General features: G+C 48.3%; 15 protein-coding genes and 2 pseudogenes. 11 read left to right on the plus strand and 6 right to left on the minus strand.

Going from position 1 to position 12834, the window contains the following annotated elements:
• Positions 1–308: 308 nt before the first annotated feature.
• Both NAZ64_RS01985 and NAZ64_RS01990 read left to right on the plus strand, forming a co-directional pair.
• Positions 309–1196 (plus strand): annotated as a pseudogene (locus NAZ64_RS01985) (phage tail protein); the annotation flags it as partial.
• Entirely contained in the window at positions 1196–1918 is a 723-nt protein-coding gene (locus NAZ64_RS01990) for a DUF4376 domain-containing protein (RefSeq protein ID WP_430717344.1), read from the plus strand. The pseudogene NAZ64_RS01985 and the gene NAZ64_RS01990, both read left to right, overlap by 1 nt.
• A 69-nt stretch (positions 1919–1987) precedes the next feature.
• On the opposite strand, the gene NAZ64_RS01995 is transcribed toward NAZ64_RS01990, so the two are convergent.
• Positions 1988–3133, minus strand: a complete 1146-nt coding sequence (locus NAZ64_RS01995; RefSeq protein WP_226312221.1) for a lipopolysaccharide N-acetylglucosaminyltransferase — start codon at positions 3131–3133, stop codon at positions 1988–1990.
• Between the two features lie 57 nt (positions 3134–3190).
• Here NAZ64_RS01995 and NAZ64_RS02000 point away from each other — a divergent pair, with 57 nt between their 5' ends.
• The 3 genes from NAZ64_RS02000 to NAZ64_RS02010 all read left to right on the plus strand — a co-directional run bounded on the left by NAZ64_RS02000 (position 3191) and on the right by NAZ64_RS02010 (position 4588).
• Positions 3191–3547: a DUF1353 domain-containing protein gene (locus NAZ64_RS02000; RefSeq protein WP_226312222.1), complete on the plus strand. Its 357-nt coding sequence runs from the start codon at positions 3191–3193 to the stop codon at positions 3545–3547.
• Between the two features lie 151 nt (positions 3548–3698).
• Entirely contained in the window at positions 3699–4148 is a 450-nt protein-coding gene (locus NAZ64_RS02005) for a hypothetical protein (protein WP_483640861.1), read from the plus strand.
• Between the two features lie 41 nt (positions 4149–4189).
• Positions 4190–4588 carry a hypothetical protein gene (locus NAZ64_RS02010; RefSeq protein ID WP_001658938.1) on the plus strand — a complete coding sequence of 133 codons (399 nt, stop codon included), beginning with the start codon at positions 4190–4192 and terminating at the stop codon, positions 4586–4588.
• A 212-nt stretch (positions 4589–4800) separates the two neighbouring features.
• On the opposite strand, the gene NAZ64_RS02015 is transcribed toward NAZ64_RS02010, so the two are convergent.
• Positions 4801–4956, minus strand: coding sequence for a DUF7336 domain-containing protein (locus tag NAZ64_RS02015; RefSeq protein ID WP_176206540.1), 156 nt, complete (start codon positions 4954–4956; stop codon positions 4801–4803).
• A gap of 181 nt (positions 4957–5137) precedes the next feature.
• Between NAZ64_RS02015 and NAZ64_RS02020 the strand changes: the two genes are divergently transcribed.
• Both NAZ64_RS02020 and NAZ64_RS02025 read left to right on the plus strand, forming a co-directional pair.
• Positions 5138–5323, plus strand: coding sequence for a Com family DNA-binding transcriptional regulator (locus NAZ64_RS02020; protein ID WP_226312224.1), 186 nt, complete (start codon positions 5138–5140; stop codon positions 5321–5323).
• A complete protein-coding gene (locus NAZ64_RS02025) occupies positions 5292–6341 on the plus strand; it encodes a DNA cytosine methyltransferase (RefSeq protein ID WP_483640862.1) in 1050 nt (349 codons plus the stop codon). The genes NAZ64_RS02020 and NAZ64_RS02025 overlap by 32 nt, the downstream gene beginning before the upstream one ends.
• 109 nt (positions 6342–6450) lie before the next feature.
• Here NAZ64_RS02025 and NAZ64_RS02030 read toward each other — a convergent pair.
• A pseudogene (locus tag NAZ64_RS02030) lies at positions 6451–6669 on the minus strand (EamA family transporter); the annotation flags it as partial.
• Positions 6670–6896: 227 nt separating this feature from the next.
• Here NAZ64_RS02030 and ydeE point away from each other — a divergent pair.
• The 3 genes from ydeE (at position 6897) to NAZ64_RS02045 (ending at position 8609) form a co-directional block, all read left to right on the plus strand.
• Complete coding sequence (ydeE, locus tag NAZ64_RS02035; protein ID WP_483640863.1) at positions 6897–8084, plus strand: efflux MFS transporter YdeE; 1188 nt, start codon at positions 6897–6899, stop codon at positions 8082–8084.
• Positions 8085–8331: 247 nt separating this feature from the next.
• A complete protein-coding gene (gene mgtS / locus NAZ64_RS02040) occupies positions 8332–8427 on the plus strand; it encodes a protein MgtS (protein WP_000901531.1) in 96 nt (31 codons plus the stop codon).
• On the plus strand, positions 8427–8609 hold the full coding sequence (locus tag NAZ64_RS02045; RefSeq protein WP_109288092.1) for a hypothetical protein: 183 nt from the start codon (positions 8427–8429) through the stop codon (positions 8607–8609). The genes mgtS and NAZ64_RS02045 overlap by 1 nt, the downstream gene beginning before the upstream one ends.
• Positions 8610–8773: 164 nt before the next feature.
• Here NAZ64_RS02045 and NAZ64_RS02050 read toward each other — a convergent pair whose 3' ends face one another.
• Positions 8774–9166, minus strand: a complete 393-nt coding sequence (locus NAZ64_RS02050) for a YdeI family stress tolerance OB fold protein (RefSeq protein ID WP_000776348.1) — start codon at positions 9164–9166, stop codon at positions 8774–8776.
• A 426-nt stretch (positions 9167–9592) separates the two neighbouring features.
• On the opposite strand from NAZ64_RS02050, the gene NAZ64_RS02055 reads away from it, so the two are divergent.
• Complete coding sequence (locus NAZ64_RS02055) at positions 9593–10120, plus strand: 2-oxo-tetronate isomerase (RefSeq protein WP_115286038.1); 528 nt, start codon at positions 9593–9595, stop codon at positions 10118–10120.
• A 119-nt stretch (positions 10121–10239) separates the two neighbouring features.
• Here NAZ64_RS02055 and NAZ64_RS02060 read toward each other — a convergent pair whose 3' ends face one another.
• Together NAZ64_RS02060 and dcp are read right to left on the minus strand one after the other, a co-directional pair.
• Entirely contained in the window at positions 10240–10422 is a 183-nt protein-coding gene (locus NAZ64_RS02060; RefSeq protein ID WP_000807642.1) for a con-10 family general stress protein, read from the minus strand.
• A 344-nt stretch (positions 10423–10766) separates the two neighbouring features.
• Complete coding sequence (gene dcp, locus NAZ64_RS02065) at positions 10767–12809, minus strand: peptidyl-dipeptidase Dcp (RefSeq protein WP_000106262.1); 2043 nt, start codon at positions 12807–12809, stop codon at positions 10767–10769.
• Positions 12810–12834: the final 25 nt, after the last annotated feature.

Consider the following 12834-nt stretch of genomic DNA (forward strand, 5'->3'; position numbering starts at 1 on the left):
TGCAAAGTAATACGCCCACCTGGTTTACCGAAGGCGATAAAAATAAAGGTATAAGCTGGATTGGTCAGGACTGGCTGAATATCCTGCAGGCGGAATTACTGAATATTCTCGACGCAGCGGGAATAAAACCCGATAAAGGAAAATTAAACCAGCTCACCCTGTCTGTTAAAGCCATTATTACGGCAAACGCTTACACGCAGGCAAACAACCTGAAAGAGATTTTCGATGCCGGCATTGCGGATCAGGCTGCGGCGCGGGGTCATCTGGGGCTGGGAAAACTCGCCACCAAAGACAGCCTCGGCCCGGCAGATGTCGGGGCGCTTCCTGCCGAAGGTACGGCTGTTGCAGCGAACAGACTGGCATCACGCGGCGCGCTTCCGGCACTGACTGGTACGACAAGAGGCAGCGATAGCGGCCTGATAATGGGCGAGGTTTACAATAACGGTTATCCAACGCAATACGGGAATATTTTGCGTCTGACCGGACTCGGTGATGGGGAGATATTAATCGGATGGAGTGGGACTAATGGTGCTCCTGCGCCTGCATATATTCGCAGCCACAGAGATAACGCCGACGCTGAGTGGTCCGAATGGGCAATGTTCTACACTTCCCTGAATCCACCTCCTGTCCCCCCGGATTTGAATCCTGTCGGGTCGGCAATAGCTTGGCCGTCTGACAATATCCCTGCTGGTTACGCCCTGATGCAGGGGCAGTCCTTCGATAAATCGGCGTATCCCTTACTGGCTATAGCTTATCCATCCGGCATTATTCCGGACATGCGCGGCTGGACAATCAAAGGCAAGCCCGCAAGCGGTCGCGCGGCACTGTCTCAGGAAATGGACGGCAATAAATCGCATACCCATAGCGCCAGTGTGTCCAGTACCGATCTGGGGACTAAATACACCTCGTCATTTGACTACGGTACAAAAGGCTCTAATACAACGGGCGGTCACAACCATTCGGCAGGCGGCACATACGGTGGTGATTCAATTGGTGGAAAAATTCGCGTTCAGCGTGACGGAAATAATCAGTTAACAAGCTGGAATGGCGACCACTCCCATACAACATATATTGGTCCGCACAGCCACTCAGTCTATCTTGGTTCGCACACTCACTACGTTACAGTGTACGCAGACGGTAATGTGGAAACCACGGTTAAAAATATTGCATTTAACTACATAGTGAGGTTAGCGTAATGGCTTTTAAAATGAGTAACGAAGCACAGACAATTAAAGTATTTAATCTTCGTTCAGATACTAACGAATTTATCGGTGCGGGCGATGCGTATATTCCGCCGCACACAGGATTACCGGCAAACTGTACGGATATTGCTCCCCCTGATATTCCCGCCAGTCATATTGCTGTATTTGACACTGAAACCGAAACGTGGAGTCTGCATGAAGACCACCGCGGCGAGACGGTTTACGACACAACAACCGGTAATCAGGTTTATATTTCAGAACCCGGCCCGCTACCGGAAAACACCACCACACAGGCTCCCGCATCGCCGGTCGATAAATTCGAAAACGGTCAGTGGGTGGCTGACCTTGCGACCGCTCTCAGTCAAAAACACGCTGAAATTAACGACTGGCGTAATCAACAGGAAAACGCGAACTACGTATTACAGTTTAATGATCGTAACTGGGACTACGGTAAAACCACTCAGGAGCGATTAAGCCTCTCCGTTCAGATGGCAAAAGCCAACAAACTACCAGCGGGTTTTATCTGGACGGACGCCGATAATAACGATGTGCCACTGTCTGCCGGGGAATTATTAAATCTCAGCGATGCCATAGACCAGGCAATGTTCACTATGGGGCTGCAAATCCATCTTCGCCAGCGCACCATGAAAGAAGAGGTGGATAAACTGAGCGACGCACAGGCTGTACTGGATTACGTTGTCGGCTGGCCAACATGAAAGTTGTATAGTTAATTGATATAGTAAAGTCACTGGAATGTTAGTGACTTTACTGAATACGAATATTTTTCAAACAAACCAGTTATTAATAACCTCTTCGAACTGTTGGGTTACTTTTTCCCACGGAAATTTCTCTTCAACACAACGTTGCCCACGTAAGGCAACAGCGTTTAAATCAGGGGATGCCAACGCTTTATTGATATCCATGGCAATAGTTTGCGGGGTCATTGGCTCCTGCAAATGGAATCCGGTATCACCCTCTTTTACGAATTCAGTCATTCCGCCGCGTGTGCTGACCAGCACAGGCTTTCCTGCTCCCATCGCTTCAATTGCAACCATGCAAAACGGCTCTTGGAATTGAGAGGGGATAACAACTAGATCGGCTAAAGAGTAGTAATTATATATTTGTTCAGGCGTAACGCTTCCCAGCAAATGACAATGAGGGTTTAGTTTCTCGGCCAGTTTTCGCACTTCCTGTTGATAGGCTCCCTTATCACCTTTATTTTTATTCATATAATCGCCAACAATAACTAACTCTATATCATCGCGTGTCTCAATCAGTATCTCGAAGGCTTGTAAAAGCATTGCAACCCCCTTGTCAGGGGATATGCGGCCAGCAAAAAAAATCGTTTTTTTCTCCGAAGATATGTTTAAAGCCGATTTTTGTAGTGGAGTAGAGTTTTTCTGGTAGGCTTGCAGATCAACACCATTAGGGACTATAGCTATATCAGCATCTGGTAGGTATGCCTGATAATGTTGTTTCAAAAACATACTTGGAACAATCATTTTAACGTTTTTGTCCAATCCTTCATCCGGTTCAAAGGCGTTATGCATATGCATAATCATTTTTGCCTGAGGTGATCTGCTCCTTATTTGGCGGTACAACTTCATACTGTTGTGAATAATAATTACGCTGTCATCGGTGATTTTAAAGTCTTTTGCGATATTTAAAATGCGCTGTGCGTAAGGAGACGGGTCAAGACGAGTCCACTTCTGAAAGAGGCGTTTATAAACTCGGCTGAACCCGATACGGTGAATGGAGCATCGTTCGCTAACTGGGGAAAAATCTGTATATCCCTCTTCCTTTATACAGACAATTCTATTCGGTATTGCTGTTCTTTTGGCAACTTGATACATCCATGTTTCTACTGCGGCTGCACCACGCGGTGGTATGGAAAAAATTGGTGTAACCGTAAGCACTAATTTATCAATCATCGTAAACTGTAACTCCATAAATCATTTACTTATTCCATACGCAGCAGATAAAAAACCATGAGCCGCTTCACAACTCCTGCAATCCTTGAAATGCTGGACCATTATTTATGGCGAGTATACGAGCCTTTTGAATTTTACCTCAGTGAGGACAATAGCGACGTAATCAGCGTTCCAGCCGGATTTGTCACTGACCTCGCCAGTGTGCCGCGCATCTTCTGGACGCTCCTTCCCCCGGATGGCAAATACGCCAAAGCCGCAATTATTCACGATTACCTGTATGACAATGCGCTACGCACAAAGAAAGAGGCCGATTTGATATTCCTGGACGGGATGACGGTGCTCGGCGTGCCGAAGTGGAAACGTATTGTGATGTATCTGGCGGTCAGGTGTTTTGGCAGGGGGATGTATGGGTGAATTGAAAGCCCGCCGGAAGTCAGGGCTTGCGGCGAGCGGGTTTATCTTTTTCTCAAAAAAAAACAAAAAGCATTGTCCTAATATCTAGGACGTAATATGCTATTCTCACAGTAAGGGGATGGCCCTGCTGATAGCTGAAAGGAGCTTCAACATGAACAAGTCAACGCTTTTCATCACCGCCTGGAACATGTCCCGCGACGCAGCCGCTAAATTCGGTGGCTCAGTAAAATCTTATTTCGCTGAATCCCTGAAATTAGCATATAGCCGTACACGTCTGGTCACGCTTGAGGCCTGCCTGAAAATTGGCGGCAAACTTTGGGAAAAAAACGGTATGCACCGCGTTTATTTTAACGGTGATATTGTTGCCGCCGCTGTCGGTTTTGAATACGACACGTATAAAACCGGTAACATCAAATGGGCCTGCCTGGGTGATGACTCCCTGGCGAACGGCAGGGCAAACGCTGTTCGCACGATGATTTATTCCGGTAAATTCTGGTTCGATACGGCAGATAATAAAATTCATGCCTGTGGCGACGAATGCCGCGACCTGAACCTGATTAGCGTTGTCCGCGCACTGAAAGCCGTCGCCCTGGCGGCATAATAATTTCGCCCCGCTGCGGCGGGGCTTGCTGGAGATAATATATGAACAACACTGAAAAAATGATGGCGGTCGGGAAGCTGGTATACGGCGATAACTGGCAATCCCCGCTATCCCGCGATATTGATGTTGACAGCCGCACTATCCGCTATGCCCTGAAAGGGGAGCGCGAAATCAATCACCTTTCCTCGCGCCTGTTGGAAGCGCTGGAGCAAAAAATAGAAAAAATCAAATCAGCCATCGACATTATAAACCGCGATAAAATGAGCGGTGATGATGTTGATGTCGATATCATCAGTAATATTATTGACGGGTATGAATACCACGACGAGCAATATAAAAAAGCCGCTTTCGACGAGATGAACAATGCCGTTTATGCCGATACCTGGCTGTCTGATCTGGATTCAATCGCCCGCAAGTGGAGCAAAATTAATAAAAATTAACGGTCTGACTTTGCAGGAGACCGTTAAGTATCTTAGGATATGAAACGAGTTCGTAGTACAGCATTGATGCGAAGTTTTATGTCGCCCGGCAGGTCGCACTGCCGGGCATCCTTATATCTAGTATCTGTGGAAACGTCCAGGAGCTATGTGGGTTGCCATGCAGGCTATTTGTGGCTCCGCAGGTTGCCGCAGATACAATCAGGTAATATTGATTATTCAACTTCACACTCTTCGATGTATGCGTAATGCAGGGAGTCGTTTTTTAGTGTGGACAACTTCTCTTCCGCCTTTTCTTCGGTTGAATAGACACCCTCGATGGCTTCAGATGACTCGTATGGCGTTCCTGAGATAACCACCCAAACGTTCATGCTAACCTCGCCTTAGTTATATCATCAATAATTTCTGTAGCCTGTAGACTATTCCATAAATCTATACATATTCAACACTGCGACATATTGGTGATATGCATTAAATTAATCAAAACGATCGTTTTTATCGATCGATAAGTTATACTGACACCTCCAGTGGCAACACAGGAGGCAGCAATAAATGCCACATAACGTAAGATGCCGGCATTGCAATAAACTGCTCGCAAGAGCCAGTTTTTACTTCATTGAGGTCAAATGCCCGCGCTGTAAGACACTCAACATCATCACCTCACCGAGCGCCATCGAGCACCCCACATACACAAGGAATCGCACCTGTGGGGAACAAACAACACATTCCACCCGATAATCCTGTTACCTATGGTTCTGTGTGCAGTGGCATAGAAGCCGCTACCGTCGCCTGGCATCCGCTCGGCTGGGACGCCTCATGGTTCAGTGAGATAGAGCCTTTCCCCTGCGCCGTTCTGGCGCATCACTGGCCGTCAGTCCCTAATCTGGGTGATATGACCCAAATCGCCGTACGCATCCAGTCGGGCAGTATTCCAGCCCCCGATATTCTTGTAGGTGGCACGCCGTGCCAGGCGTTTAGTTTATCGGGCAAACGCCAGGGGTTAAAAGACCCTCGCGGCCAGCTTACGCTCGCCTTTGTTCAACTGGCGGACCAGATTGACAAGACCCGCCAGGAGCAAGGTAAACAACCATCAATAGTCGTATGGGAAAACGTTACAGGGGTATTAAACAGTCATGATAATGCATTCGGTTATTTTCTCGGTGCGCTGGCCGGAAAACGTCGCCCACTACAGCCAGCAGGGAAACGGTGGGCGAACGCTGGTGCTGTGTCTGGACCATCGCGCACTGTCGTCTGGCGAACCCTCAACGCCGAATTTTTCGGAGTCCCCCAGTCACGTAAAAGAGTGTTTGTTATGGCAAGTGCTCGACCAGAATTTGACCCCGGAGCGATATTATTTGAGTTCCCGACTGTGCCATCGCGCACTGAGAACTATTACGGAACACAGAAAAAATCCGCATCCAGTGCTCATTCAGGCATTGAAAGAGAGTTCCATCGATACTGCTTTGACGCCATCCCCGACACAGCCGGAACGCTGATTGCTGGTTATGACGGCTCAACCAATCAGGACATGCTAATGCGTGGCGGTCTGATAGTAGAGCAACACCCACGCCTGAGAGTCCGACGACTCACACCAACGGAGTGTGAAAGGTTACAGGGATTCCCAACAGGTTATACAGACATTCCGTGGCGCAGCTCGTCACCGAATCATCGATACAAGGCTCTCGGAAACTCAATGCCTGTTCCTGTCATGCGATGGATTGGAGAGAGGATTCAAAAGGCTTTAAAAGTGGTTTAAAAAACCATCAAACGACGGCGGATTTTATCTTGAATAATTCGCCGTTGTGCCGCTTTTGGTTATCTTGAATAAGTTGCAAATCTATCTTGAATAATTCGCCGCGCTTTAACTGCCCAAAGCTTATCGTCAGCCCATAGCCCAGTAACAGCGTAAGCGGGACTTTAGGCCGGGCGACAAAGAAAATTGCCGGAAACGCCACCAGTAAAAATCGTAATCCTGCCAGCAATAATGGCGGCATATGGTGCAGGCCTACTTTGATGACAACAAAATTGAGCCCCCATACGACAACCACCAGTAACGCCAAAAAACCGTCTTTACGCGACATTATCGGCCCCTGTCATTATTAAAATTTTGTAAAAAGGTAAGTTATCGGAAATCAGTGCGCCATAACAGGACTTTTCTTTTTACCGTGAGCATGGCATTGAACAACACACGATGGGCAAAATCCTGCGTTATGGTATGTTAAGACTACGCTATAGCGTATAGACATCATGCTTTTGCGGGCACGGTAGATTAAAACGTCCCGATACGTAACCTCCATTTCAGGCAGGAAAAATGAATCCAGGATTGAGACGTTCGACGTTGGCTCTACTCGCCTCATCGCTGTTATTGACAATTGGACGCGGTGCCACGCTCCCCTTTATGACCATCTATCTTAACCGTCAGTACGGTTTAGGCGTGGATCTGATTGGCTACGCGCTGACCAGCGCGTTAACGATTGGCGTCGTCTTTAGTCTTGGCTTTGGGATTCTGGCAGACAAGTTTGATAAAAAGCGCTACATATTACTCGCGATTATCGCCTTCGCCTGCGGGTTTATCGCCATCCCAATGGTGCATAATGTCGTACTGGTTGTCCTGCTTTTTGCGCTTATTAACTGCGCCTATTCGGTTTTTTCTACCGTCCTGAAGGCCTGGTTCGCCGATAACCTCACCGCGACAACAAAAACGCGGATTTTTTCGCTCAACTATACCGTACTCAATATCGGCTGGACGGTTGGCCCGCCGCTCGGCACGCTGCTGGTGATGCAAAGCATCAATTTACCCTTCTGGCTTGCCGCCATCTGTTCCGCATTTCCGCTGGTCTTTATTCAGGTATGGGTGACACGTTCGGTTGCCGCCAGCGAGGGGAAAAATGCCGCTATCTGGTCTCCCTCCGTTCTGCTGCGCGACAAAGCATTATTGTGGTTTACGCTTTCGGCATTTCTGGCCTCCTTTGTGGGGGGCGCCTTTGCGTCCTGTATTTCACAGTACGTTATGGTCGTTGCCGATAGCGGCTTCGCGGAAAAAGTGGTAGCCGTCGTCCTGCCGGTTAATGCGGTTATTGTGGTCAGTTTGCAATACGCCGTGGGCCGTCGACTTACCGCCGTCAATATTCGACCAATGATGACGACCGGCACCGTCTTTTTTATCGCCGGGCTCATCGGATTTATTTTTTCAGGCGACAATCTGTTTTTTTGGGGGCTTTCAGCGGCAGTATTCACGATTGGCGAAATTATTTATGCCCCCGGCGAATATATGTTAATTGACAACATTGCGCCTGCCGGGATGAAAGCCAGCTATTTTTCAGCGCAATCGCTGGGCTGGCTGGGTGCGGCGCTAAACCCGCTGGCCAGCGGCGTCATCCTGACGACACTTCCCGCCTGGTCGCTTTTCGTTGTCCTGATAATCGCCATTGTGTTCGCCTGGGCACTGATGTTAAAAGGAATGCGGATTACCCCTACGCAACAGGCTATCACCTGTTAATTATCTGCAGCCAGTGATGTGCGCCGTTTCTGGCGCACTGGGTTAACCCTATATATTGCAGGCTAATTATCTGCTGTCACTGCGATAATTCAGGAATATTCCTGGGCGCTGACGAAAATATTCTAATGCTTTACCCTTCCAGTAAAATAAATACGCAATTCAGACTTTGCTTAAGTATAAATTAGTACTATAGTCTGTACGAGGTTTTTTAAAAAAGAGGATGCACGCTAAAATAAGGAGAAACGAGATGTTAGGCAGTATTAACCTTTTTATCGTTGTATTAGGAATTATTTTATTTTCCGGATTTCTGGCCGCCTGGTTCAGTCACAAATGGGATGATTAATGAACGGAGATAATCCCTCGCAGAGCCGGCCCCTTGCTACATCGTTGCGCAAGGGGCCGCTTTTGTCTGGATGGCAGGCAAAAAAAACCGCCGGTTCACCAGCGGTAAATGCTTGCATGGATAGATTTGTGTTTTGCTTATACGCTACCGGGCAAATTCTTGCGAGGATAACGGATCGCTAACGACTGTAGCACCGTCAATATCAATGAAGCTTAAACGATACGCAACCAGACCTGAATAAGACATTATGGGACCTTTTGTCCCCCAGGCGCTTTTACAAGACCCATGGTATCAGGCCAGCCGCGTGCCCCGTATGGCTGACCTGGAGATTGCCGGTTAGCGCGCGTTATTTTTGCAGTCGGTTCACGCGAACAAGCGGTTCCTTCGCTTTCTTGTCCAGACTACCGTTAATGTTGATCATTTGATCCGGCTGAACTTCCCGCCCATCAAATACGGCGGAAGGAATTATCACGTTAATCTCGCCGGACTTATCACGAAATACATAGCGATCGTCGCCTTTATGATCAATAAGGTTGCCGCGCAGCGAAACGGTCGCGCCATCATGCAGGGTTTTTGCCTGTTCGATGGTCATTTTTTCTGCATCATCCGTACCACGATAACCATCCTCAATAGCATGAGGCGGCGGCGGTGCCACGTCTTTTTTTAATCCCCCTTGATCATCCGCTAGCGCGTAAGGCATTATCAGAAAACTTAAAAATGCAGCCACCTGTAGTTTCATGCTCTCTCCTTAATAACGTCTATTTGACGTATTAAGTCTGGCCGCTATTTTTAGTTTTTACAAACATGAATTTATCCGCAGAATATTAAGCAATAAAATCAACCCATCCGGATTAATATGCAACCGACATCAGCGCCGGTGAGCGCGAAAGCGTAACGGCGTAATAGTTAACTTGCCACATAGCTGAAGTCATATGTATCAACGTCTGGATAGCAATTCAGAATAATCGGCTTTATTTTTTGAGGATAATGGCCTTACGCATAATCAATGACAGTCATCGCCGTAAGAAAGTAAGCAAGTTATGCAACAGCGGGTTTGTTGGTAACTGGATAAAATAATCATTCACTGACAATGTCATAAAATAAATATGCCATACTTGAGAAGAACGAACAGATTTCATTTATCTCTGTAACGGAAAAATAAACGATGAGATTAGAACAGCACGATATTGTCACCCTTGATGAAGCCGAATCCGTCGATAGCCTGACAAAAAAACTTGGTGATTTACTGGTTAACCAGAAACTCCGTCTGACCACTGCAGAATCCTGCACTGGCGGGAAACTGGCTTCAGCATTGTGCGCAGCAGAAGATACGCCCTCATTTTACGGTGTGGGTTATGTCACCTTTACTGATGAAGCCAAAGCAAAAATCTTACGCGTACAACGCCACAGTCTTGCCGAACATACCGCCGTCAGCGAAGCGGTCGTTACTGAAATGGCAAAGGGCGCTAAGGATCAGGCTGAGGTCAATATCAGCATAGCGATCAGCGGCTATGGCGGTCCGGAAGGCGGCGAAGATGGCACGCCGGCGGGCACCGTTTGGTTTGCCTGGAATATTAACAATACAACTTTTACAAGCCGACAACATTTCAACGGAGATTGTCAGGAAGTATTGGAAAAATGCGTACGCTTCGCCCTCGCTGAATTGCTTTTTCTGTTAACGAAGAAAGCATAAACAATAATTTCATCTGACCGGTCAGAATAACTCTCGGTCAGAATAAAAAAATGCGAGCCTATGGCCCGCATCGTATGCGCAATATTTCAGAATATATTTACGAAATATCAGGAGTAAAATTAATTGCCGGATTTCCGTCCGCCACTGTGGCTGTTCTGGCCACCTTTTTTACCCGCTTCAGATGCACGCTGTGGGTCGTTTTTAAAGTTCCCACCGCTATGCTGGCCGCCTTTACGACCTGCTTCTGAGGCTTTCTCTTTATCTTCTGCAAAATTACCGGAACCGCCGCGATGTTCTGCCATAATATAATCCTCATGATGATGTTGCGTTTTAAATATGATATGTCTTCTCATATCATGTGATACAGTTCTAAATCTAGTCGCCCTGTGCGCAGTGTCAAATTCATTTCCGCATTATTTACATAATGCCACTGCATGGCGGAAAATATATTTTTTGAAAACGTTAATAGCGAAGCGGTAATAAATCTTTGGCAATCAAGCCACCACAGGGAAATAAGTAGAAAAATCCGAATGCACGCCCTCTTTATATTCAGACAATTTAACCCCAGAAATTTAACTGGCTGCCATCAGAAGTGCAGGACTCATTTTCAGGCGGTTGTTCGACAGTGCCGAACAACCGTATCAGCTTAGCGATCGAGCCCACGATATTGCAACATGGGGTCAATATGCGGTTCATGTCCACGCCAGTCTGAATAAAGCGTTTCTAAATCAGTACTATTCCCCCGGGAAAGGATAGCATCACGAAAACGCTGCCCGTTTTCACGCGTCAGGCCGCCCTGCTCTACAAACCATTGATAACCGTCATCCGCTAACATTTGCGTCCACAGGTAGGCGTAGTATCCCGCTGCGTAGCCGCCGCCGAAGATATGGGCAAAATAACTGCTGCGATAGCGGGGCGGCACTGCCGGTAAATCAAGATGCTCGGCGGCCAGCGCCTGCTGCTCGAACTCAGCAACAGACTGCTCTGCTACGCTCTCCTCCAGCATATGCCATCGCATATCCAGCAATGCGGCGCCGAGCAATTCAGTCATATCGTAACCTTTATTAAATAAACTCGCCTTGCGCATTTTTTCCTGTAAATCAGCAGGCATTTTTTCACCGCTGTCGACATGACGCGCGTAGCGTTCGAACACACGTGGATGGCTTGCCCAATGCTCATTAATCTGGGAGGGAAACTCGACAAAGTCGCGGGGCGTATTGGTACCTGAAAGCGTGGCATAGCGCTGGACGGCAAACAAACCATGTAGCGTATGACCAAACTCATGGAAGAGCGTAATAACGTCGTCCCAAAGCAGTAATGCAGGCTGCCCATCAACAGGTTTCTGATAGTTACAAACATTGTATATAACGGGCCGGGTTTCATTGAGTGTGGATTGCTCGACAAAATTCCCCATCCACGCGCCGCCGCTTTTCGAGTCCCGCGCGAAGAAGTCGCCATAAAATAACGCCATGCCGACACCATCGGAGTCGAAAATCTCCCATACCCTAACATCAGGGTGGTACACCGGAATGTCAAAACGCTCGACGAAGGTGATGCCGAATAGCTGGTTGGCGGTCCAGAAAACCCCCTCTTGCAACACCGTATTTAAGGCAAAATAGGGCTTCAGTTGCGCTTCATCTAACGCATATTTTTCCCGCCGTACCTGTTCGGCATAGAACATCCAGTCCCAGGCCTGAACGGTGTAGCCGCCCTGCTCACCATCAATGACGTTCTGAATTTCCGCCTGTTCATTGAGTACCCGCTGACGCGCTGGCGGCACAATGCCACGCATAAAGCTCAGTGCGGCTTGCGGCGTTTTCGCCATCTGATCGGCCATTTTCCATGCGGCATAATTGGGGAAACCCAGCAGTTTTGCCTGACAGCGACGAATCTCTACCAGACGCTGAACGATAGCGCGGGTATCGTGGGCATCTCCTTTTTCCGCCCGAGTCCATGACGCTGCGAATAAATTTTCGCGGGTCTGGCGATCGCGCAGCGTAGCAAGCGCAGGCTGTTGCGTCGTATTAAGGAGCGGAATGAACCAGCGCTCCTCCAGGCCTTTTTCACGCGCCGCTTCAGCAGCGACGGTCATTTCTTCCGGGCTTAATCCTGCCAGGCAATGCGCGTCATCGACCGCCAGCCCGCCCGCTTTACTTGCCGCCAGCAGACGCTGATTAAACTGACTCATTAAGGTCGCGGATTCAGTATTCAATACCTTCAGTCGCGCTTTATCCTCTTCGGCCAGCTGCGCGCCTGCCAACACAAAACGCTGATGGATAACATCGACCAACCGTAGCGACTCATCATCCAGCCCCAGTGAGTGACGCTGTTGCCAGACGGCATCCACGCGAGCGAATAACGCGCTATTCAGATAAATATCGTTGGAGAGCGCCGCCAGCTCGGCAGAAAAGGCCTCATCCAACCGCTGGAGTTCATCGTTAGTGTGCGCGGCCGTCATTGCAAAAAAAACGCTGGTGACGCGTGACAGAAGCGCCCCGCTTTGCTCCAGCGCCAGAAGCGTATTCGTAAAGTCAGGGGCCGCCGGATGATTGACGATGGCCTCGATTTCCACGCGTTTTTGCCGCACGCCCTCATCAAAAGCAGGACGATAATGGCAATCTTTGATCCGATCAAAACGCGGTGCCTGATAGGGCAACATACTCTGGTCTAACAAAGGATTCGTCGACATTTTTCACTCCTGAAAATAGGTTGAT

This window comes from Salmonella sp. A1325 (genome assembly GCF_056991255.1).